Source organism: Pseudoxanthomonas sp. CCNWLW251, assembly GCF_037402255.1.
Taxonomy (GTDB): Bacteria; Pseudomonadota; Gammaproteobacteria; order Xanthomonadales; family Xanthomonadaceae; genus Pseudoxanthomonas_A.
This window is the reverse complement of record NZ_JBBEGA010000002.1, coordinates 1,055,432-1,076,497: the sequence shown is the minus strand read 5'-3', so window position 1 is coordinate 1,076,497 and position 21,066 is coordinate 1,055,432. Positions and strand designations below refer to the sequence as shown.

General features: G+C 67.9%; 17 protein-coding genes. 10 read left to right on the top strand and 7 right to left on the bottom strand.

Annotated elements, in window-relative coordinates:
• Positions 1–14 precede the first annotated feature (14 nt).
• The 6 genes from WBN46_RS12180 (at position 15) to rarD (ending at position 9,111) form a co-directional block, all read left to right on the top strand.
• Positions 15–2,189, top strand: coding sequence for a hypothetical protein (locus WBN46_RS12180; RefSeq protein ID WP_337731739.1), 2,175 nt, complete (start codon positions 15–17; stop codon positions 2,187–2,189).
• Positions 2,190–2,672: 483 nt separating this feature from the next.
• Entirely contained in the window at positions 2,673–3,689 is a 1,017-nt protein-coding gene (gene lipA, locus WBN46_RS12175) for a lipoyl synthase (protein ID WP_337731738.1), read from the top strand.
• A gap of 210 nt (positions 3,690–3,899) precedes the next feature.
• Complete coding sequence (locus tag WBN46_RS12170) at positions 3,900–6,080, top strand: carboxy terminal-processing peptidase (RefSeq protein WP_337731737.1); 2,181 nt, start codon at positions 3,900–3,902, stop codon at positions 6,078–6,080.
• Positions 6,081–6,279: 199 nt separating this feature from the next.
• Positions 6,280–7,128 carry a methylated-DNA--[protein]-cysteine S-methyltransferase gene (locus WBN46_RS12165; RefSeq protein ID WP_337731736.1) on the top strand — a complete coding sequence of 283 codons (849 nt, stop codon included), beginning with the start codon at positions 6,280–6,282 and terminating at the stop codon, positions 7,126–7,128.
• 157 nt (positions 7,129–7,285) lie between these two features.
• Positions 7,286–8,194, top strand: coding sequence for a drug/metabolite exporter YedA (yedA, locus tag WBN46_RS12160; RefSeq protein WP_337731735.1), 909 nt, complete (start codon positions 7,286–7,288; stop codon positions 8,192–8,194).
• A complete protein-coding gene (rarD, locus tag WBN46_RS12155; protein WP_337731733.1) occupies positions 8,191–9,111 on the top strand; it encodes an EamA family transporter RarD in 921 nt (306 codons plus the stop codon). Before yedA ends, rarD begins: the two co-directional genes overlap by 4 nt.
• 1 nt (position 9,112) lies before the next feature.
• Here rarD and WBN46_RS12150 read toward each other — a convergent pair whose 3' ends face one another.
• The 3 genes from WBN46_RS12150 to WBN46_RS12140 form a co-directional block, all read right to left on the bottom strand.
• Complete coding sequence (locus WBN46_RS12150; protein WP_192202258.1) at positions 9,113–9,700, bottom strand: hypothetical protein; 588 nt, start codon at positions 9,698–9,700, stop codon at positions 9,113–9,115.
• A gap of 10 nt (positions 9,701–9,710) precedes the next feature.
• On the bottom strand, positions 9,711–11,903 hold the full coding sequence (locus WBN46_RS12145) for a xanthine dehydrogenase family protein molybdopterin-binding subunit (RefSeq protein WP_337731732.1): 2,193 nt from the start codon (positions 11,901–11,903) through the stop codon (positions 9,711–9,713).
• Between the two features lie 66 nt (positions 11,904–11,969).
• Positions 11,970–12,425, bottom strand: coding sequence for a (2Fe-2S)-binding protein (locus WBN46_RS12140; RefSeq protein ID WP_192202256.1), 456 nt, complete (start codon positions 12,423–12,425; stop codon positions 11,970–11,972).
• Positions 12,426–12,596: 171 nt separating this feature from the next.
• On the opposite strand from WBN46_RS12140, the gene WBN46_RS12135 reads away from it, so the two are divergent.
• On the top strand, positions 12,597–13,559 hold the full coding sequence (locus WBN46_RS12135; protein WP_337731731.1) for an XdhC family protein: 963 nt from the start codon (positions 12,597–12,599) through the stop codon (positions 13,557–13,559).
• The gene (locus tag WBN46_RS12130) at positions 13,556–14,167 is read left to right on the top strand and encodes a nucleotidyltransferase family protein (protein WP_337731730.1); all 612 of its coding nucleotides are present in this window, start codon (positions 13,556–13,558) and stop codon (positions 14,165–14,167) included. Before WBN46_RS12135 ends, WBN46_RS12130 begins: the two co-directional genes overlap by 4 nt.
• Positions 14,168–14,212: 45 nt before the next feature.
• On the opposite strand, the gene WBN46_RS12125 is transcribed toward WBN46_RS12130, so the two are convergent.
• The 4 genes from WBN46_RS12125 to WBN46_RS12110 all read right to left on the bottom strand — a co-directional run bounded on the left by WBN46_RS12125 (position 14,213) and on the right by WBN46_RS12110 (position 19,151).
• Complete coding sequence (locus tag WBN46_RS12125; protein WP_337731729.1) at positions 14,213–15,526, bottom strand: ABC transporter permease; 1,314 nt, start codon at positions 15,524–15,526, stop codon at positions 14,213–14,215.
• Positions 15,527–15,538: 12 nt separating this feature from the next.
• The gene (locus WBN46_RS12120; RefSeq protein ID WP_337731728.1) at positions 15,539–16,699 is read right to left on the bottom strand and encodes an FtsX-like permease family protein; all 1,161 of its coding nucleotides are present in this window, start codon (positions 16,697–16,699) and stop codon (positions 15,539–15,541) included.
• 11 nt (positions 16,700–16,710) lie between these two features.
• Positions 16,711–17,400: an ABC transporter ATP-binding protein gene (locus tag WBN46_RS12115; protein WP_337731727.1), complete on the bottom strand. Its 690-nt coding sequence runs from the start codon at positions 17,398–17,400 to the stop codon at positions 16,711–16,713.
• A 509-nt stretch (positions 17,401–17,909) separates the two neighbouring features.
• Positions 17,910–19,151, bottom strand: a complete 1,242-nt coding sequence (locus WBN46_RS12110) for an efflux RND transporter periplasmic adaptor subunit (RefSeq protein ID WP_337731726.1) — start codon at positions 19,149–19,151, stop codon at positions 17,910–17,912.
• A 233-nt stretch (positions 19,152–19,384) separates the two neighbouring features.
• Here WBN46_RS12110 and WBN46_RS12105 point away from each other — a divergent pair, with 233 nt between their 5' ends.
• Positions 19,385–20,305 (top strand): ABC transporter ATP-binding protein, encoded by a 921-nt coding sequence (locus WBN46_RS12105; RefSeq protein ID WP_337731725.1) that lies wholly within the window; start codon positions 19,385–19,387, stop codon positions 20,303–20,305.
• Positions 20,305–21,063 carry an ABC transporter permease gene (locus WBN46_RS12100; RefSeq protein ID WP_337731724.1) on the top strand — a complete coding sequence of 253 codons (759 nt, stop codon included), beginning with the start codon at positions 20,305–20,307 and terminating at the stop codon, positions 21,061–21,063. The genes WBN46_RS12105 and WBN46_RS12100 overlap by 1 nt, the downstream gene beginning before the upstream one ends.
• The last annotated feature ends 3 nt before the right edge of the window (positions 21,064–21,066 follow it).

Genomic DNA, 21,066 nt, shown 5'->3' with positions numbered 1-21,066 from the left:
GGCATCCTGTGCGGATGGAAAGGACATCCCGTCGCGGCACCCCCCTGCGCTGGCTGCGGCGAGGGCTGCTGGCCCTCGTCGCCCTCTATGCGCTCTATCTGCTCGCAGGCAACGTGTTCCTCAACACGGCACTGGGCGAAGCCACCCTGAACCGCAAGCCGGAGCGTTTCCGGATGCAATGGGCGTCCGGCAGTACCTGGTGGCCGGGGCGGGTCAGCCTGACCGATGTCACCCTCCAGGGTCAGGCGCGGCGCATCGCCTGGGACGCACACGCCTCACGCGTGGAGGGCCGCATCGCGTTGTGGCCGCTGCTTTCGCGACGGTTGCATGTGCCCGAGGTACGCGCGGACCAGGTCCATGGCGGGGTCCGGCGTGTGGCAAGCGAGTTGGCGCCGCCACCGCCGCGCGCGGGCGGTTGGGAGCTCCAGTTCGACCGCATCGCCAGCGATTCGGTCCGCCGCGCCGCATTCGATGCATGGGTGCTCGAAGGCGAAGGCCGCGCGCAGGTCGGGTTCTACAAGCAGTTGCGCGGTGGACCGATGGAACTGATGCCGTCGACATTCGACATGACCGGCGCACGGGTGACGCGCGAGGGCGCCGAGGTGCTGCGCGAGACGACCCTGCATGCCGGGTTCGCCCTTGATCGCCATCGGCGCGAGCAGGCCGCCGGGCTCGACAAGCTGCTCAAGACGCGGCTGGACCTGCGGCTTGGCGGCCGCACCTCAGGATTGAACGTCGCCGTCAGTCCGCGCGGAGAGGTCGCGGTCAAGCTGGTACCGGGCGAGGGCAGGGCGGACATCGCCCTGGCCTTCGAGCGTGGCCTGCTCGCGCCGGGCGGCCGCGCGCAATGGACGATGGCCGTCGCCGGCAACGACATCACGGGCGCCGTGCGCCACGACATCCTGGGCATCGATGTGGCCGTGGACCGGGACATCGCGATCAAGGCGACCGTGCCGCCGCAGGCCGATGGCAGGCTGGCACTGGAGGCGGATATGCGCCTGCGTGGCCGACGCGTGCCTTTGCGCGACTTCGCCGGTGTCCTGCCGCGCGCATCCGGACATGTGGCCGGGACCTGGCATTTCGATTCGCTGCGGTGGTTGTCCGGGCTTTTCCCGCAGGCGCCATGGCTGAAGCTCGATGGTGCCGGTGCGATCAGCGCCGACGTGCAGGTGGTGGACGGCAGGCTCGCGCCCGGCAGTCGCATCGAGGTGCCGGGCGTGGACGCGGTCGTCGACGTGATGGGCAACCGCATCCGTGGGCGCGCCCGCGCGGACATCCGGCTTGATGCCGGCGCTGGCGGCGAACTGCTGCCGCGGCTCAAGGCGGTGATGGAGACGTTCGACGTCGCGGCGGTGAAAGCGCCCGATAAGCCGTACGTGCGCGGGCGCAACCTGCGCCTGTCGGTGAATGCGGACGATGGCACGCGCATGCGCGAGACGCTGAAGGCGCGTGTGGTGTTCGACGATGCCACGGTGCCTGACCTGCGTGTCTACAACCCGTTCCTGCCGCGGCGTCACATGCGGTTCGACGGCGGTGCAGGCTACCTCAGTGGTGACCTGTCGCTGGATGCTGCCGGTGAGGTCGGGCATGGTTCGCTGCGTATCGCCGGGCGGGGCACGCGCATGTTCCTTGCCGGCATCCAGCTTCGGGGCGATGTCGATCTGGCGCTGCGCCTGCGCCGGGCCGACCTGAAGCGCCATCTGTTCGTGGCCGACGGCAGCACGCTGCAGGTGCGCAATGTCAGCTTCCGCGAACCCGATGGCGGGACCCGCACGGGCTGGTGGGCCCGCGCGACGCTGGGGCGCGCGCGGCTGGACATCGATCGTCCGCTCAGCGCGGGCGGACTTGCCGACGTGACGATGAAGGACGTGGGCTTCCTGCTGGCCCTGTTCTCCCGCAAGAAGGAGTACCCGGCCTGGGTCTACCGACTGATCGATGCAGGCCAAGCGCGTGTCGATGGTCGCGTGCAATGGCAGGACGACGTGCTGGTCCTGGATCGCCTGCAGGCGCGCAACGACCGTTACGAAATGCGGGCACGGATGCGGCTGCAGGGTGCCCGGCGGCAGGGCGATCTCTACGCCAAATGGCGGGCGTTGAGCGTCGGCGTGGAATTGCAGGGTACCCAGCGCAAGTTCCACCTCGTCCGTGCCGGGGCCTGGTACGACGGTCGCCCCCACTACCTGGAATAGCCAGGTTTGCGCAGTCGTCGCGCGTCTGGAAACGGCGTCACCTGTTCAGGTAAATGCAGTGAAGAACGTAACCGGGATTCCGGCGCGGTGCCCCCGAATTGGTCTGATATCGGTAACACGCAGCAGGGGCGCGGGTTTGGCGCACGTTCATATTTGTGACTCGACGCAGGCGCGCGCTGAACCGTCCGGTTCTGTTTTGCAGTGCAGCGTGCAAGACGCGTAACGGACCCTTCACGATGGCTCCGCATCCCGACGTGGGGGAGGGAGCAAGCCCGCAGTGGCCTAGCCATTGCGGGCTTTTTTATGCCTGCAGCAGCAGGAGTGGAAGCCCGGGATCCCCTGCGCGAATCCCGGTCCATGACCGTACTGCCGTCGTCCCCCGCCCTGACTCATGGGCTTTGCGCCGCAGCATTCCAGCGCGCGGCGTGGTGCAAGACCTTTGTCGACCGCAGGGCCCCAGGCGAAAGCGGCTAGAATTGGCCCATGGCCGATACCCCCGCACGCGTGATTCCGCTCCAGGTCGTCAGTTCTTCGCCCGCTCCCCTGGAGACGGGCGCCAAACAGCTGGGAGGCGACAAGATCGGGCGTTCGCCGGTGCAGTTCGCGGACGCGCCGGTACTGCGCAAGCCGTCCTGGATCCGGGTACGCATTCCCTCCGACGGGTCGGTGGCCAAGCTGAAGGCCAAGCTGCGCGAGAACCGCCTGGTCACCGTCTGCGAAGAAGCCAGCTGCCCGAACATCCATGAGTGCTTCGGCCACGGCACGGCCACCTTCATGATCCTGGGCGAGGTCTGCACGCGGCGTTGCTCGTTCTGCGACGTCGCCCACGGCCGCCCGAAGCCGCCGGACGCGTCCGAACCGCTGAGCCTTGCCCACACCGTCGCCGACATGGGCCTGAAGTACGTGGTGGTGACCAGTGTGGATCGCGACGACCTGCGCGACGGCGGTGCCCAGCATTTCGTCGACTGCATCGCCGCCATCCGCGAACACTCGCCCGCCACCCGCATCGAGATCCTGACCCCGGACTTCCGCGGCAAGGGCCGCATGGACCGCGCGCTGGAGATCCTGGCGGTCAATCCGCCGGACGTGTTCAACCACAACATCGAAACCGTGCCGGACCTGTACCCGAATGTCCGCCCCGGTGCCGACTACCAGTGGTCGCTGACGTTGCTGCAGCGGTTCAAGCGGCAGCACCCGCACCTGCCCACCAAGTCCGGCATCATGCTGGGCCTGGGCGAAACCATGGAGCAGGTGCAGGCCACGCTGCGCGACCTGCGCGCGCACGACGTGGACATGGTGACCATCGGCCAGTACCTGCAGCCCACGGCCCACCACCACCCGGTGCTGCGTTACTGGACCCCGGAAGAGTTCAAGGAACTGGAGCTCTACGGCAACGCACTGGGCTTCAGCCACGTGGCGTCCGGCCCACTGGTGCGTTCGTCCTACCACGCCGACCAGCAGGCGGCGCAGGCGGCCCACGCTGCGCAACACGCGGGCTGAATCCCGTTCCGGAACCGTGACGCCGGACCACCCCGTCGGCGTCGCCATGTCCGCCTCCCGGCCATGGCACGGCCACGGTTCACCTTTTCCTACGCTCCGGCCTTTAGGCTGCCCAAAGGCAGATGACAATGCGCGCAACTTTGTGCACTGTCGGCGTGTCGAATCCGCAATCCGTTCCAGCCTGACGGGCCTCCGGGCCATGAGTACGCAATGACACTGAAGAAAGCCCCCCTCCTGCTGTTGGCCCTGGCCCTCTCGACCCCGCTGGCACTGCTTGCGCGCGGCGACGGGGACGCGGTCACGGTGGCACCCACCACCGACCAGTCCAATACGTCCAAGCTGGTCTACGGCCTGCTGTCCGACAGCCGCTACGCGTACCGTCCGCGCCCGCTGGACGACACCCTGTCGCAGGATGTCTTCAAGCGCTATTTCGAAGCGCTGGATGGCGGCAAGCAGTTCTTCACCGCTGCCGACGTGGAGCGCTTCGCGCCCTACAGGACCAAGATGGATGATGCGATCCGCAGCGGCGATCTTGCGCCGGCCTACGAGATCTTCACCGTCTACAAGCAGCGGGTCGGCCAGCGCGTGGCATTTGCACGTGCGCTGCTGAAGCAGGACTTCGACTTCAACGGCGACGAACGCTGGGACTACGACCGCGAGGATGCGCCGTGGGCCGCCGATGGCAAGGCCCTGGATGCGATCTGGAAGAAGTCGGTGATGAACGACTGGCTGCGGCTGAAGCTGGCCGGCAAGAAGCCCGACGACATCCGCAAGACGCTGGACAAGCGCTACGCCAACCTGCAGCGGAGCATCAACGAGCTGAAGACCGAGGATGTCTTCCAGACCTTCCTCAACGCCTACACCAGCGCGATCGATCCGCACACGGATTACTTCACGCCGCGCACGGCGGAGAACTTCAACCAGTCGATGTCGCTCTCGCTGGAAGGCATCGGCGCCGTGCTGCAGCGGCAGGACGATCTGGTCGCCGTCCGCGAGATCGTACCGGGTGGTCCGGCCGACCTGAGTGGCAAGCTCAAGGTGGGCGACCGCATCGTCGCCGTCGGGCAGGGCAAGTCGGGGCCGCTGACCGACGTGATCGGCTGGCGCATCGACGACGTCGTGGCGCAGATCCGTGGCAAGAAGGACACCCAGGTCCGCATCGAGTACATCCCGGTCGAGGCCGGCATCGACGGCAAGCATGCGCAGGTCACCATCACGCGCCAGAAGGTCAAGCTGGAAGAGCAGGCGGCGAAGGCGGAAACCATCACCCTGCCGGCCAGCGGGGGCGAGGCCGAGCGACGCATCGGCGTGATCAAGTTGCCGGCGTTCTACCAGGACTTCGAAGGCCGTCGCCGCAACCCCAACGATTTCAATTCCGCTACCCGCGACATCGCCAAGCTGCTGGTGCAGTTCAAGGCACAGGGCGTGGATGGCGTGATCATGGATCTGCGCAACAACGGCGGCGGCTCGCTGGACGAGGCGGTGGAACTCACCGGCCTGTTCATCGACAAGGGCCCGGTCGTGCAGGTGCGCGAATCGGGCGGCCGCGTGACGGTCAACAGCGACCGCAAGACCGGAGTGGCCTGGGAAGGTCCGCTGGCGGTGCTGATCAACCGTGGTTCGGCCTCGGCGTCGGAAATCTTCGCGGGCGCCATCCAGGACTACGGGCGTGGCCTGGTGATCGGCGAAACCAGCTTCGGCAAGGGCACCGTGCAGAACATGGTGGACCTGGACCGCTGGCCTGCCAACGAAGCGCCGCGCTTCGGCTCGGTGAAGCTGACCATCGCCCAGTTCTTCCGCGTGGCCGGTGGCAGCACCCAGCACAAGGGCGTGGTGCCGGACATCGCGTTCCCGGTGAGCGTGGACGCCAGCGAGTACGGCGAGAGCACCTACGACAACGCATTGCCGTGGACCCGCATCGCCGCCGTGCCGCACACGCAGTACGGCAACTTCGCGCCGCTGCTGCCCCGTCTGGAGGCTTTGCACGCGGCGCGGTCGGCCAAGGACAAGGAGTTCCAGTGGTGGTCGGAAGACGTGGCCCAGTTCCGTGCCGAAGCGGCGAAGAAATATGTTTCGCTCAACGAGGCCGAGCGCCGCGCAGAGCGTGACCGCCAGGAAGTGCAGCGCAAGCAGCGGCAGGCCGAACGCAAGGCATTGGGCCTGGCATTGGATCCGTTGGCCGAAGACCTCGCCGATGACGGGCTGGGCGCTTCCGAGCGCGACATCGTGAAGGATGCGCAGCGCGAGAAGCTGGCCGACAAGCGTCCGGACCCGTTGCTGCGCGAATCCGCCGCGATCCTCTCCGACGCCATCGGCATCCTCGGCCAGGACCGCAAGCTCTCCGCGCAGGTGTTGCCGGATTCGCCGGGTCCGGGTCGCTGGGCCGAATGATCGCTCTGTAGGAGGGGCTTTGGCCCCCGATGCCCTTCGATCGGTGTCGCGCGGTCCTGGAGGTGTGTTTGGGGCTGGTTTTCAGCCGGCCCACTGGCCAGCCCTTCCCGTGGAAGATCTTCGGGGCTGAAGGCACGCCAGGCACAAGATCCGGATAGCGCCCCCCTGGCGTGCGCCGTAGTCTGGGCGCATGGACACCATGTCACGCCGATCGCTTCCCGAACCCGCCCGCGCCGGCCTCGCCGATCCCCTGGAGGCGGCGCGTCGCCTTCTCGACCAAGGCGATCCCTCGCTGGCCGAACTGGCGGCGCATACCGGTCTCAGTGCTTCGCATCTGCAGCGGCGCTTCCGTGCGCGCTTCGGACTGAGTCCGGCCGAATACCTGGCGAGGAAAAAGCTGGGGACGCTGAAGCATGCGTTGCGGGAAGGCAGCGACGTCACCACCGCGTTGTATGACGCCGGCTATGGCTCGCCCTCGCGGCTGTACGAACAGGGCGCGGCGAAGCTGGGCATGACCCCGGCCACGTATCGCGCTGGCGGCCGCGGCATGACGATCCGCTGGGCCATTGTCGACACCGTCCTCGGTCGTGCGCTGGTGGCGGCCACCGAGCGCGGCATCTGCGCGGTGGAACTGGGTGACGACGACGCGGCACTGGAACAACGGCTGCGCGCAGAGTTTCCGCAGGCGCAGCTGGAAGGCGTCGAAGCCGGTCGCGACGAATTCCTCGCTCCCCGCCTGCGCGCCGTCGCCGAACGCCTGGCGGGGCGCGATACGGCGGTGCCGGTGGACCTGCTGGGCACGGGGTTCCAGCAGCGCGTGTGGGAGGCGCTGATGAAGATTCCCGCAGGCGAGACGGTCAGCTATGCCGGACTGGCCCGCACGCTGGGTGCACCCCGCGCGGCGCGCGCGGTTGCCAGCGCCTGCGCACACAACCGCATCGCGGTGGTGGTGCCTTGCCATCGGGTGATCCGGGGCGATGGCTCGCTGGGTGGCTATCGCTGGGGACTGCCCCGCAAGCAGGAGTTGCTTGCGCGGGAGCGCGTTTGATCGGCGACGGATTCTGTTCCTGCGACAACGGAGATGCAGGCTTGAGCGGGATTCAAGCCGGGCCGGAAACGTTTCAAGCAGTCGAGGACATCGGCGCCACGCCGCGTGCCCGCGAGTGGCCTAGAATTGCATGACGCCGAACTCCCCCACGGTTCCCATGACCTCTTCCGTTTCCACCGCCGCGCCTGCACGTGGCGGGTTGGCCGTCGCTGCCGCCCTGGCCATCGTCTACGTGGTCTGGGGTTCGACCTACCTGGGCATCCGCTTCGCGCTGGAAGGCGGTTTCCCGCCGTTGCTGATGGTGTCGGGCAGCCGCTTCGTCGTCGCCGGCCTGGTGCTGTTCCTGTTCCTTCGCTGGCGCGGCGTGACGGCGCCGACGCGCGCGCAGTGGAAGAACCTGCTGGTGATGGGCGCGTTGCTGCTGCTGATGGGCAACGGCATGGTGGTGCTGGCCGAACAGACAGTGTCGTCCGGCCTGGCCGCCGTCGCGGTGGCCTCGATGCCGTTGTGGATGGGCCTGTTCGGCGCGATGCGCGGGCAACATCCGACGCGCGGGGAATGGCTGGGGATCATCATCGGGTTCGCCGGCGTAGTGTGGCTCAATGCGGGCAGTTCGCTGACAGGGTCGCCGGTCGGCCTGGTGCTGTTGCTGATCGCGCCGATCGCATGGGCCTATGGCTCGGTGTGGTCGCGCGGCCGCGACCTGCCGTCACCTTTCATGACCGCCGCTGCGCAGATGCTGGCGGCGGGCGTGATGCTGGTGCTCGCCGGGCTGCTGCATGGTGAGCGTTTCAACACGGCGGAGTGGACAGTGACGGGTGCGCTGGCCGTTGCCTATCTGGCGGTGTTCGGTTCCATCATCGCGTTCACGGCCTACGTCTGGCTGCTTCACCATGCGCGCCCCGTGCTGGTGGGCAGCTATGCCTACGTCAATCCGGTGATCGCGGTGGCGCTGGGTGCCTTCATTGCCGGCGAGACGTTCACTTCGCACGATATCGGCGCCATGGTGGTGATCCTGGCGGGCGTGGTGGTCATCACCCTGGCGCGCGCGCGGCAAGCGAAATGAGTGCGGCAGCCATCGACCGCAAAGGGCTGGCGATCACCGCCGGCACGTTCCTGATCTGGGGCGTGGTGCCGTTGTACTGGCATCTGCTCAAGGCGGTGCCATCGTTCCAGATCATCGCGCACCGCATCGTGTGGAGCGCGGTGCTGGTGGTCGGCTGGCTGTTGCTGAAGAACGGACGCAGCTGGTGGAAGCAGGTGCGTGCGCAACCGCGCGCCGTGCCGTGGCTGGGCGTCAGCAGCCTGCTGATCGCGTTCAACTGGGGCCTGTACATCTGGGCGGTGAACGCAGGCCATGTGGTCGAGACCAGCCTGGGGTACTTCATCAATCCGCTGATCAACGTGGTGCTGGGCGTGCTGGTATTGCGCGAGCGCCTGTCGCCCGCGCAATGGATCGCGGTGGGTTTCGCGCTTGTGGGCGTGGCGTGGCTCACGCTGCAGTCCGGTTCACCGCCCTGGATCGCGCTGGGTCTGGCGTTCTCGTTCGGTCTGTATGGGCTGGTGCGCAAGCTGGTGGCGGTGGACCCGGTCGCCGGGCTGGGCGTCGAGAGCCTCTACCTGTTCCTGCCCGCGCTGGCCTACGTGGCCTGGGGCGAGTTCGGCCACGGTGGCGGCTTCGTCAGCGGCTATGGCTGGAAGAACGATCTGCTGCTGGTGTTCGGCGGCGTGGTGACGGCGGTGCCGCTGATCGGGTTCGCCTACGGCGTGCGGCGCATTCCGTTGTCGGTGGTGGGCCTGCTGCAGTACATCGCACCCAGCATCCAGTTCCTGATCGGCGTGCTGGTGTTCAAGGAAGCCTTCGGCGTGGAGCGTGCGATCGGCTTTGCAGCCATCTGGACGGGCCTGCTGATCTTCGCCAGCGATGGACTGTGGCGCGCACGCCGTCGCGATGTGCTCGCGACGGCGACCCCGGGCAAGTAGTTCAGCCCGACGTCTTCGCGGCGGGGGCGGGGCAAGGCCCGCCTGCATCGGCCCAGGTCTTGAATGCGGCGACGAACTGGTCGTGCGGCACCGGCACCGGTGCGCGTTCGCCACCGGGATTCCAACCCCAGAGCACCAGCTTGTCTTCCGCCACGTGCTTGGTGAGCGCGGCGAAGTCGCGGCCGCCATTGCGCTTCTTGTCCTGGATCATCGCGCACAGCTGATCGGCGGGCAGGCCGATCCAGGCCATCTTGTGGTCCGGCGGCGGCAGCGACCAGTGCGGCGCCCCCGGCGGTGCATGCGGCCCGTAGCTGGCTGGCGGATTGGCTTCGTTGTGGCAGGTCGAGCACGGTTGCCCGGGCGCGCCCTTGCCTTCCGGACCGCGCACCACGTTCATCGCATGCGGTGTCTGCGCGTCGAACTGCAGCGGCTGGTCGCCCGGGATATGGCAGTTGCTGCAGCGGGGGTGCTGGAACACCTTCTCGATGGTGGCGAAGGCGGTCAGCGCCTGCGCCTTCTGCTCCTCGCTGATGCGGGGGCCGCAGGCGGTGAGCAGGAGAACGGTCAACGACATCAGCGCGATGCGCATGGCGGTCTCCTCAGGCGGTCGGTGCGGGGGTGGCAGCAACGGGCAGTTGCAGGGGAAGTTCGCGCAAACGCTGTCCGGTCAGGGCGAACACGGCGTTGGCCACGGCGGGTGCGATCGGCGGCGTACCGGGCTCGCCCACGCCGCCCATCCTGTCGGTGCTCGGCACGATGTGGACCTCGATCTTCGGCATCTCGTGCATGCGCAGCACGCGGTAGTCGTGGTAGTTGGATTCCTGCACCTGGCCCTCCTTGAGTGTCAGCGCGGAATGCAGCGTGGCGCCGAGCCCGAAGACGATGCCGGATTCCATCTGCGCCGCGACGGCGGCGGGATTGACCGCCACGCCGCAGTCGATTGCGCAGACCACGCGGTGCACGCGGATCCGGCCATCCTCCACCGACACCTCGGCGACCTGCGCGACGTAGCTGCCGAACGATTCGTGCACGGCGATGCCGCGTCCGCGTCCTTGGGTGGCGGGCGTCGCCCAGCCGGCCTTTTCCGCGGCCAGGTTCAGTGCGGCCAGATGGCGCGGATGGTCCTTCAGCAGGGCGCGCCGGTACTCCACCGGATCCTTGCCGGCCGCATGCGCCAGTTCGTCGACGAAACTCTCCATCACGAAGCCGTTGACGCTGTGGCCTACCGAGCGCCACCACAGCACGGGGATGCCGGTCTTCGGCGAATGCAGGTCCACCCTGTGCGCGGGCGTGCCGAGCACGTAGGGCGAGTTGGCCACGCCTTCGGTCGAGGTGGCATCGATGCCGTCCTTGACCATCATCGCTTCCATGAAGGTGCCGGCCATGATGGATTGGCCCACCATCACCTGGTGCCATGCGACAGGCGAGCCGTCTTCGCCCAGGCCCACCTTGATCTTCTCGACGAACGCGGACCGGTAGTAACCGCCGCGCGTGTCGTCCTCGCGCGTCCATACCGTCTTGACCGGCGCTTTCGCGGCCTTGGCCACGTGCACGGCTTCGGACACCACGTCCGAGTCGGGCGTGGCGCGACGCCCGAAGCCGCCGCCCAGGAAAGGCGTGTGGATGCGGACTTTCTCGGGGGGAATGCCGAGGATCTTCGCGGTGCTGTTCTGGTCCAGGGTGGGGAACTGCGTGCCGCACCAGATGTCGCACTCGCCGTCGCCGATCTTGACGGTGCAGTTCAGGGGTTCCATCGCCGCGTGTGCGAGGTACGGCACCGCGTATTCGGCATCGACCGTCTTCGCGGCCTTGCCGAGTTCGGCAATGACATCACCGGCGCGCACGGCGGTCGGGCCGTCGGTGGTCGCCAGTTGGGAGAACTCCTGACGCAGCGTCGCGCTGTCGAGCTTGGCGCCGTCGCCGGCTTCCCACACCACCTGCAATGCGTCGCGGCCCAGTTTCGCCGCCCAGAAGTGGTTCGCCACCACGGCCACGCCGCTGGGCACCTGCACCACGTCGCGCACGCCGGGCACGGCGCGGGCGGCGGTGGCATCGAAGGTCTTGACCTTGCCGCCGAACACCGGCGAACGCAGCACCACGGCGGTCAGCAGGCCGTCGAACTGCACGTCCATGCCGAACACCGCACGCCCGGTGATCTTCTCCGGCGTATCCAGCCGCTTGGTCGCCTTGCCGATCAGGCGCCAGTCCTTCGGGTCGCGCAGTTTCAGCGACGCAGGATCGGGCGCGGTGAGCTTGCCGGCGGCATCGGCGAGTTCGCCATAGCGCAGGCGCTGGTTGCCGGAGACCACGGCGCCGTTCTCGGTACGCAATTGCGCCACCGGCACGTTGAGGCGGGTCGCGGCTGCCTGCAGCAGCATCGCCCGGGCGACGGCGCCGGCCTGGCGGTAACGGTCGAACTCCGACCACGTAGTGGTCGATCCGCCCGTGCCCTGCATGCCGAACACGGGGCTGGTGTAGGCCTTGTCGGCCGGACCGTGTTCGACACGGACCTTCGACCAGTCCGCGTCCAGTTCCTCCGCGATCAGCATCGGCAGGGTGGTCCAGATGCCCTGGCCCATTTCGGCATGCGCGAGCAGCACGGTGATCGAATCGTCTGCGGCGATGCGCAGGAACGCATTGGGCACGAACGCAGCGGCGGCAGCGGGCTGGCCCTCCTGTGCCCAGGCGAAGCGGTGGGCGCCGGGAACGGCGATGCCGATGACCAGTCCGCCGCCGACGAGGGCGGTGGAGCGCAGGAAGTCGCGGCGCGAGGATTTCAGTTCAAGGTTCACGGACACGACCTCCGTCGAACATCGGATCGGGGCCACGGCGCAGGGAGCGCCGTGGATGCATGGGGATCAGGCCTTGCCCAGTTCCGCCGCGCGATGCACGGCGGCGCGGATGCGCTGGTACGTGCCGCAGCGGCACAGGTTGCCGGAGAGCGCCTGGTCGATGTCGCTGTCGGTGGGCGTGGGCACCACGGCCAGCAACGCCACCGCCGACATGATCTGGCCGGACTGGCAGTAACCGCATTGCACCACGTCCAGTTCCGCCCACGCCTTCTGCACCGGATGCGAGCCGTCGGCCGACAGGCCTTCGATGGTGGTGATCTTCTTGCCGGCGACGGCGGAAGCGGGCGTGATGCAGGCACGGAGCGGCGAGCCATCGACATGCACCGTGCAGGCGCCGCACTGTGCGATGCCGCAACCGAACTTGGTGCCGGTCAATCCCATCAGGTCGCGCAGGACCCACAACAGCGGCATGTCATCCGGCGCATCGATGTCGCGCTCGGAACCGTTGACGTTCAACTTCATGGTGTCTCCCTGGCGGCGGCGTGGGACCGGCTGACGATACTCCGCGGAAACGTGCCGTGCCAGTGAAGGCGGGGGCCGATGCTTGCATGATCCTGCGGGATCATTGCCCGATGCGCGGACCGCCGCGGGAGGCGTTGCCTTCGGCCCCGTGCTTGCGCCATCGTGGCCGGCATGTCCGTCCACCGCCACCCGCTGGAAGTATCCGCGCGCGCCAGCGAGGCCGCCGACGGCAGCGCCTTGGCGGTCGTGACCGCCACCGAAGGCTCCACCTATGTCCGCCAGGGTGCGATGGCGGTGTTCGCGGCGGACGATGCGCAGACCGGCTGGCTGAGCGGAGGCTGCCTGGAACCGGAGATCGCGCGGCGTGCCCGCCATGCGGTCGCCGAAGGGCACCTCGATGCGATGGAGATCGACACGCGCGATGACGAGGACCTGCTGGCAGGCTCCGCCGTCGGCTGTCGTGGTCGCCTGCATCTGGCGCTGCTGCCGCTGGACCACATGCCGGGCTGGTCGCGTGCGGTGCAGGCGTGGTGGCAGGGAGAGGGGCCGCTTTCGCTCCGCATATCCGCCGGGGGCGAGGTGCAGGCGCGGGTGGGCGACATCTGCCTGGACTGGCACTTGCCACTGGCAGCGTCCGGGGCGATCGGGAACACCGCGGGCGATGTGGTCGTTTCGCCGCCGCCGCGCGTGGCGATCTTCGGCGCCGGTCCCGAAACGTCACCGCTCGTGGGCTGGCTGCGCCAGCTCGGTTGGCACGTCACCGTGGTGGAGCGGCGCGCGCGCTGGATTCCCGATACCGATATCGCGGATGCATGGCTGATGCGCGCGCCCGACGAAGCGCTTCGCGTGCTGCGGCCCGCGCCGCATGCAGCGCTGGTGATGCATCACCATTTCGAACATGATCGCGAAGCGCTGGTGGCGCTGGCGCAAGCCCCCATTCCGTTCATTGGTCTGCTCGGCCCGGTGCGCCGGCGCGAAGACCTGCTGCGGGTGATTCCCGCGCACCTGCATGGCGTGCTGTCGCAGCGACTGCGTTCGCCGATCGGCCTGAAACTGGGTGGCCAGGGACCGGAGGCGATCGCATTGAGCATCGCCGCGCAGCTGCAGGCCTGGCATCACGGCGAATCGGCATGAGCGCGTTGCACGCGGCGGTCGTGCTGGCCGCAGGCAGCAGTCGTCGGCTCGGGCGGCCGAAGCAGCTGCTTACGCGTGACGGAGAAGCGCTGGTGCATCGCGTGGCCCGGCTCGCACTGGAGTCCGGTGCGTCGCGCGTGCTCGTCATCATCGGTGCACGGGCGGACGACATGCGTGCCGCGGTGGCGGACCTGCCGGTCGAATGCGTGGTCAATCCCGCCTGGTCGTCCGGCATGGCGGGCAGCGTGCGCGTGGCGGCGGAAACGCTGGCGACACATGCGGGCGCCACCTTCCTGCTCGCCTGCGATCAGCCTGCGCTGGAGGCCACGCATCTGCGTGGATTGCGGGAGGCCGCGCAACGCGCGGATGCAGGATCGGCGGCAACGCGGTTCGGCGACCGGCTTGGTATTCCGGCGCTCGTATCGCCTGCCATGCTGCGTCAGGCGCGGACATTGCCGGATGGCGATCGCGGATTGCGCGACGTGCTCAGCGCCACGGATGCGGGGGTCGCGGCTTGCGACGCTCCTGGCCTGGAGCACGACATCGACACGCCCGATGATGTGGCGGTCGCCGTGGCGAAGGGGTGGCTGGACCCGGTGGGTGCGTGATGAAGGAACAGGCACCGGCGCAGGCCGGTGCCTGTCATGGCGGGGTCAGATCGCGCGCAACGCCTGCGTGATCGGCAGCCGTGCCGCGCGCAGCGCGGGGAACAGGCCGCCCACCAGGCCGATACCCAGCGCCCACTTCAGGCCGCTCCACAACAGCTCCGGCGTCACCTTGAACTGGAATACCACCTGGCTGAAGTTGGACCCCAACGTCGCCACGCTGTAGCCATTGAAGATGGCCCAGGCGATCAGTCCGCCCAGTACGCCGCCCAGCAGGGCCAGCAGCATCGTTTCCAGCATCACCGCCATCACCACCGGCAGTCCGCGGAAGCCGATCGCGCGCATGGTGGCGATCTCGCGTGCGCGTCCGGCGACGGCCGCGTACATCGTGTTCAACGCGCCGAACACGGCACCCACCGCCATGATCGCGCCGATGACGATGCTGAGCCAGGTGATGATCGTGGTCAGCTGCCGGGTCTGCTTGGAGTAATAGTCCTGCGTGGTCTGCACGTCCAGCTTCAGCCGCGGGTCGTCGTCCAGGGCGGCTTTCAGCTTCGCGAAACCCTCCTTGCCGTCCAGTCCCACGGTGACGGACTGGAAGGCACGCCGGTCGTACGCCGACGAGAGCGTTTCGATGTCCGTCCACAGTTCCGAGTCGAAAGCGTCGCCGGCGGCGAACACGCCCACCACCGTCCAGTCCTGGTTGCCCAGCTTGATGGTCTTGCCTACATCCAGCCCGCGGTACTGCCCTTTCGCGCCCTGGCCCACCACGATCTCGCGCACGCCCACGTTGAACTTGCGGCCCTCGATGATCCTGATGTTCGGCCGGATGGCCCATGCCGCATCGCTGACGCCGCGGAACTGCGCGTTGGCGTCCTCACCGGTGCTGGCGGTGGGCAGGTTGACCACCTGCGACAGCTCGCCCGACACCACCGCACGGCCCTGCGCGTCCTTGGCGATGCCGGGCAGGCTGCCGATCAGCGGCGATTGGTCGCGGGTGATGACGGAATTGGTCTCCGCCTGCGAACCGCCGCGCAGCAGGATGGCGGTGGTCTCGTTGCCGGTCTGCTTGAGCGTGGCCTCGAAGCCCGCGCCCATCGCCAGCATCGCCACCAGCACGCCGACCACGCCGGCAATGCCGACGATGATCACCGACGATGCGCCCCAGCGCTGCGGCAGGCTGGCGATGCCGATGCGGGTCGCCGCCAGTGCGACGCGGCCGGTGCGGGTGAAGGCCAGCCACAAGCCCAGCAGCACGACGACGCCCAGCACGCCCTGCCAGGGCAACATGATCCACGCCACCAGTCCCAGCACGATGCAGACCACCGCGATCAGGTTTCCGATCCAGAAATTCTTCTTCATCGCGTTCTCTCCTCAGCGGCCGGCCAGTGCATCGACGATCTTCAGGCGCATCGCGCGCAGTGAAGGCAACGCCCCCACTACCAGGCCGATGCCCACCATCAGCGCCAGCCCCATCACCCATGTCTCGACAGGAATGGCGCCGATCGGCAGTGCTCCGCCCGTCAGCGCCGCCAGCACCGGGACCATGATGGCCGCCAGTCCCATGCCGATCAGTCCGCCCAGCACTACCAGCAACACCGATTCGGCCAGTACCAGCGCCAGCACGCTGCCGTTTGTGAAGCCCAGCGTCTTCAGGATGGCCAGCTCCGGCACGCGGTCACGCACGGCCTGCGCCATGGTGTTGCCGGTCAGCAGCAGCAGGGTGAAGAACACCGCGCCCATGATGGCGGTGACGATGAAGCCGATGTCGGCGAACTGCTTGAGGAAGGACTGGTTGAACGCCTGCTCGGTCTGCGACTTGGTCTCGCGGTCGGAGTTCTCCGAGATCGCATCGATGGCCTTCGCCACCCGCGTGGCATGGTCCACGTTGTCCAGCTTGACCATGTACCAGCCGACCTGGCCGTTGACGTACTGGTTGGCTTCGTCGAAATACTTCCAGTGGAACAGCAGCTGGTTTTCCTCGCCCTTCTTCTTGTCGTCGGCGACGACGAACGTGCCACGCAGCGTCAGCGGCCACGCGTTGCTGCCGTCCTTCTGCGGAAAGATGGTGGCCTGCAGGGGGATGGTGTCGCCGACTTTCCAGCCGAACTTCTTCGCCAGCGACTCGCCGACGATCGCGCCGGTGCGGTCGTTCTGCCACGCTTTCATCTGCGCGTCGGACACCACGTACTCCGGGTACAGCGACAGGTAGTTGTCGCTGACGGAGAAGTTGGGGAAGAAATTCCGCGGGTCCTTGTAGATGCCGCCGAACCACGCGGCGTAGGCCACTTTCTTGACTCCGGGGGTGGAAGCGATCTTCTGCTCCAGGTTCAGTGGCAGCATCTGCGTCAGCGACAGGCGCGAGGACACCACCAGGCGATCAGCACCGGCGACGCCGCCGCCCGAGGTGAATGCCACCCGCACCGAGTCCAGCAGCCCGAACAGCAGGAACGCGGCCACCACCGACAACAGCGTCAGCGCGGTGCGTGTCTTGCTGCGGAACAGCGCGGCCCATATCAGCGAGAAATATTTCATGACCGCCTCCGTCAGTGCGCGGCCGGTGTATCGGCCAGCTCGCCCTTGTCCAGGTGGATGGTGTGGGTGGCGTACTCGGCGGCCTTCGGGTCATGGGTGACCATGATGATGGTCTTGCCGTGTTCCTTGTTGAGCATCTGCAGCAGGTTGAGGATTTCCTCGGCCGAATGACGGTCCAGGTCGCCGGTGGGCTCGTCGCAGATCAGGAACGTGGGGTCGGAGACGATGGCGCGGGCGATCGCCACGCGCTGCTGCTGGCCGCCGGAGAGTTCGTTGGGCCGGTGCGCGCCGCGTTCGGCCAGGCCCACCAGCTGCAGGGCGATCTCGGCGTTGCGCTTGCGCTGGCTGGCACCCAGCTTGGTCAGCAGCAGCGGCAGTTCGACGTTCTTCTGCGCGGTCAGCGTGGGCATCAGGTTGTAGAACTGGAACACGAAGCCGACATGGTGGCTGCGCCACTGCGCAAGCTGGGCATCGTTCATGCGGTCGATGCGCTGGCCCTCGATCTCGATCTCGCCGCCGCTGGGCGTATCCAGACCGCCGATCAGGTTGAGCAGCGTGGTCTTGCCGGAACCGGACGGGCCCATCAGGGCGACGAAGTCGCCGTGCGGGATGTCCAGGTCGATGCCGTGCAGCACCTGGACCTTTTCGGGGCCGCGCTGGTAGGTCTTGGTGAGGTTGCGGAGGGAGACCAGGGAGGACATGGGCGTTTTCCTTCGGTGGTGTTCGGGAATATGGCGTGTGCGGGACTGCGATCTTTGCGGACAATCAGGGCGGGTTCTGACCTGATGGGCGGAGGGTGCGAAGTCTTGCGTACGACGAAGCGGAGCGGCGGTTATCGACACGATGCCGATTGTTCGCTGGAGGTGCTTGATGCGGGTTGTGCTCTGAGAAAAAGGTCAGTCGCTCGTGTGCGCTCGCCGCGGGGCGTCCTTTCTTTGCTTGTGCAAAGAAAGGACCAAAGAAAGCACACCCCAGGCGGCACGCCCTGCGCGCCAGGCGCGCAGGGTCCGCAACCGGAACGGGAATTTCCGGAAGACACATCCTGTGTCATCCGGAAACGGCGCACGTCCTGTGCGCCGCCCTGCGGGTTTTACCCGCTCCGCTTGCCGTACCTAATGGGGCCCGTACAAGCAAAGCGCTGAAATGCAACAGCAAACCCCGTGATTCGTCGCAGCGTGGGTTTCCTCACGCGCGCCGTTGCAGCGGGGCCTTACTCGGCGTCCTCGGCCAGCTTCACCTTGGCGCCGTCCTTCAGTTCGGCCGGGGCGTCGATGACGACGGTTTCGCCGGCGATCAGGCCGTCGGTCACCTGGACGTCGTCGCCGAGCTTGCCGCCGACCTTCACCGTGCGCTGTTCCACCGTGTCTTCATCGCCCACCACGAACGCCACCTGGGCGCCGTCGCGTTCGCTGATGGCGGCGGCCGGGGCGCGCACGCCCTTCGGTGCCTGCGTTGCCTGCGGCTTGGCCGATTCCAGGAAGCTCACGCGCACGCCCATGTCGGGCACGATGCGGGGATCCTTGACGTTCAGCGCCACGCGCACCTTCACCGTGGCCTTGCTGCGGTCGGCGGTGGGAATGATGGCGATCACCTCGCCGGGGATCTGCCAGTCCGGGTAGGCATTCAGCGTGGCCTGGATCGGCATCTTCGGCTGCACGCGGCCGATGAAGGATTCGTTGACCTCCACTTCCACTTCCAGCGATTCCATGTCGACGATGGTGCCGATACCGGTGCGGGTGAACCCGCCCGTTGCCAGTGGCGAGACGATCTCGCCCGGCTGCGCGGCCTTGGCGATGACCACGCCGGCGAACGGCGCACGCACGATGGTGTTGTCCACGCCGTTGTCGGAAATCGCCAGGCTGCGGCTGGCCACGGTGACGTTGCGCTGCGCAGCCTGCAGCTGCGCGCGCAGGGCATCGCGCCCGGCGATCGCCTGGTCGTATTGCGAACGCGCCACCAGCTGCTGCTGCACCAGGGTGGACAGGCGGCGTGCGTTGGCCTCGGCATCGGTGAGCTGCGCCTGCACGTTGGCCACCTGCGAACGCGCCGATTCGACCTGCGCCTGCGACAGCGCGCGGCTGGCGTCGGCATCGACCGGGTCCAGCGTGGCCATCACCTGGCCCGCCTCGACCTTCATGCCTTCCTCGATAAGCACCTCGCGCACCTTGCCGGTGATCTTCGCCGACACCGTGGCCATGCGCCGGGCAACCACATAACCGGAAGCATCCAGCACCGAGGCCGCCGCACCGCCGTTGCCCAGCGCGACCGTCGGCGCGGTGCGTACTTCGATCGGCTTCTCCCGGCCGAAGAACGCCCAGCCTGCGGCCGCCAGCACCAGCAGCGCGACAACCACGCCCAGCGTGATCCACAGGCCACGGCGCGACGGCGGGGCCGGCGGCGGCGCCTTGCGGTCGATGCGGAGTTCCTTCAGCAGGTCGGCAGACGTGTTCATGCGTATCCAGACGGTGAATGCGGGGAAGTGTGACCAGCAAGAGTAACGGAAGCCTAGTTGCCGGAAGTCACTTCCTGCGCAGGCGAGCGGCTCGGGCCGTCCACCGGAGGCATCCTGAGGCAGCGTCCTCCGCGATCCCAGTGACAACTGTCACCTGATTCGCCTGAGGGGCTGCACTCATCACGGGTGCCGCATGCGGGCACGATGCCCCCACTTACTGACGAGGGCGTCGCATGAACGTGGCAAGCTTCACCTCCGCACCCTTGGCCCGCCTGCGCGGCGTCCGCCATCTCTACGGCAAGACCCTGGCGCTGGATGGGCTGGATCTGAGCCTGCCCTCAGGCCAGGTGCTGGCATTGCTCGGTCCCAACGGCGCGGGCAAGACCACCGCGATCAGCCTGCTGCTGGGCCTGCAGCGCGCGGATGCGGGGAGTGCCGACCTGTTCGGCCTGCCGCCGCAGGCGCTGGAAGCACGCCGCCGCGTGGGCGTGATGCTGCAGAGCGCGGCGGTGCCCGACACCCTCAAGGTGCGCGAACTGATCGACCTGACGCGCAGCTATTACCCGCAGCCCCGCAGCGTGGCCGACTGCGTGGCGCTGGCCGGACTGGATGGTCTGATGGAGCGCCGCTACGGGCAATTGTCGGGCGGCCAGCAGCGCCGCGTGCAGTTCGCGCTGGCGGTATGCGGCCGGCCGGCGCTGCTGTTCCTCGACGAGCCCACCACGGGGCTGGACATCGATGCGCGGCAGACGCTTTGGAAGGCGATCCGCGAACTCAGCGCGCAGGGCTGCGCGGTACTGCTGACCACGCATTACCTGGAAGAAGCCGAAGCGCTGGCCGATCGCGTGGTGGTGGTGAACCACGGCCGCGCAGTGGCCGAGGGCACCGTGGCGCAGATCCGCGCGCGCGTGTCCCAGCGTCGCATCCGCTGCAGCAGTTCGCTGTCGGCCGCGCACGTGCAGGAGTGGCCGGGCGTGCAACTTGCGCAACGCGACGGCGAGCGGCTGGAGATCGTGGCCGAATTCGCCGAACCCATCGTGCGCCGCCTGCTGGCCGAAGACGCCACCCTGTCAGACCTGGAAGTGCAGCGCGCCGGCCTGGCGGACGCCTTCCTCGCCCTTACCCGCGATGCCACCCAGAAGGAAGCCGCCTGATGAGCACCCTCGTTGCCCCGCCATTCTCTTCCACACGCGCCTATCTGCTCGAAGCGCGCTATGAATTCCTGCGCCTGCTGCGCACGCCGTCGTTCTCGCTGCCATGCCTGCTGTTCCCGCCTGTGTTCTACCTGCTGTTCGGCGTGCTGCTGGGGGGGAAGGGCGGCTCGGTCGCCGCGCATTACATGCTGGCGGGCTACGGCGTGTTCGGCGTGATCGGCGTGGCGCTGTTCGGCTTCGGCGTGACCGTGGCGATGGATCGCGAACAGGGCCTGCTGACACTCAAGCGCGCGCAGCCGATGCCGCCGGGCGCCTATCTGGTGGCGAAGATGGCGATGGCCCTGCTGTTCGCCGCGATCATCCTGTCGCTGCTGGCCGTGCTCGCGGCGGGCGTGGCCGGCGTGCAGTTGTCAGCCACGCAGTGGACCGCATGGGTCACCGCCTGCCTGGTCGGCGTGCTGCCCTTCAGCGCGCTGGGCCTGTGGCTGGGCACGCTGGTCAGCGGACGCGGCGCCCCCGCGCTGATCAATCTCATCTATCTGCCCATGGCGTTCCTGTCGGGCCTGTGGGTGCCGCTGACGATGCTGCCGTCGGTGCTGCAGACCACCGCGCCGGTATGGCCGGCGTATCATCTGGCGCACATCGCGCAACAGGCCGTCGGCGTGGGCACGGGGCGTCCGCTGGGGCTGCACGTGGCCGTGCTGGCCGCCATCACCGCCGTGTTCTTCGTACTGGCCCGCCGCCGCCTGGTGCAGTGAGCC

Excerpts from the sequence above, each read along its gene's own strand:
- WBN46_RS12105 (WP_337731725.1), top strand. The coding sequence starts at position 19,385 with ATGAACGTGGCAAGCTTCACCTCCGCACCCTTGGCCCGCCTGCGCGGC.
- rarD (WP_337731733.1), top strand. The coding sequence starts at position 8,191 with ATGAGTGCGGCAGCCATCGACCGCAAAGGGCTGGCGATCACCGCCGGC.
- WBN46_RS12165 (WP_337731736.1), top strand. The coding sequence starts at position 6,280 with ATGTCACGCCGATCGCTTCCCGAACCCGCCCGCGCCGGCCTCGCCGAT.
- WBN46_RS12150 (WP_192202258.1), bottom strand. The coding sequence starts at position 9,700 with ATGCGCATCGCGCTGATGTCGTTGACCGTTCTCCTGCTCACCGCCTGC.
- WBN46_RS12120 (WP_337731728.1), bottom strand. The coding sequence starts at position 16,699 with ATGAAATATTTCTCGCTGATATGGGCCGCGCTGTTCCGCAGCAAGACA.
- WBN46_RS12100 (WP_337731724.1), top strand. The coding sequence starts at position 20,305 with ATGAGCACCCTCGTTGCCCCGCCATTCTCTTCCACACGCGCCTATCTG.
- WBN46_RS12110 (WP_337731726.1), bottom strand. The coding sequence starts at position 19,151 with ATGAACACGTCTGCCGACCTGCTGAAGGAACTCCGCATCGACCGCAAG.
- WBN46_RS12125 (WP_337731729.1), bottom strand. The coding sequence starts at position 15,526 with ATGAAGAAGAATTTCTGGATCGGAAACCTGATCGCGGTGGTCTGCATC.
- yedA (WP_337731735.1), top strand. The coding sequence starts at position 7,286 with ATGACCTCTTCCGTTTCCACCGCCGCGCCTGCACGTGGCGGGTTGGCC.
- WBN46_RS12140 (WP_192202256.1), bottom strand. The coding sequence starts at position 12,425 with ATGAAGTTGAACGTCAACGGTTCCGAGCGCGACATCGATGCGCCGGAT.
- WBN46_RS12115 (WP_337731727.1), bottom strand. The coding sequence starts at position 17,400 with ATGTCCTCCCTGGTCTCCCTCCGCAACCTCACCAAGACCTACCAGCGC.
- WBN46_RS12135 (WP_337731731.1), top strand. The coding sequence starts at position 12,597 with ATGTCCGTCCACCGCCACCCGCTGGAAGTATCCGCGCGCGCCAGCGAG.
- WBN46_RS12180 (WP_337731739.1), top strand. The coding sequence starts at position 15 with ATGGAAAGGACATCCCGTCGCGGCACCCCCCTGCGCTGGCTGCGGCGA.
- WBN46_RS12170 (WP_337731737.1), top strand. The coding sequence starts at position 3,900 with ATGACACTGAAGAAAGCCCCCCTCCTGCTGTTGGCCCTGGCCCTCTCG.
- lipA (WP_337731738.1), top strand. The coding sequence starts at position 2,673 with ATGGCCGATACCCCCGCACGCGTGATTCCGCTCCAGGTCGTCAGTTCT.
- WBN46_RS12130 (WP_337731730.1), top strand. The coding sequence starts at position 13,556 with ATGAGCGCGTTGCACGCGGCGGTCGTGCTGGCCGCAGGCAGCAGTCGT.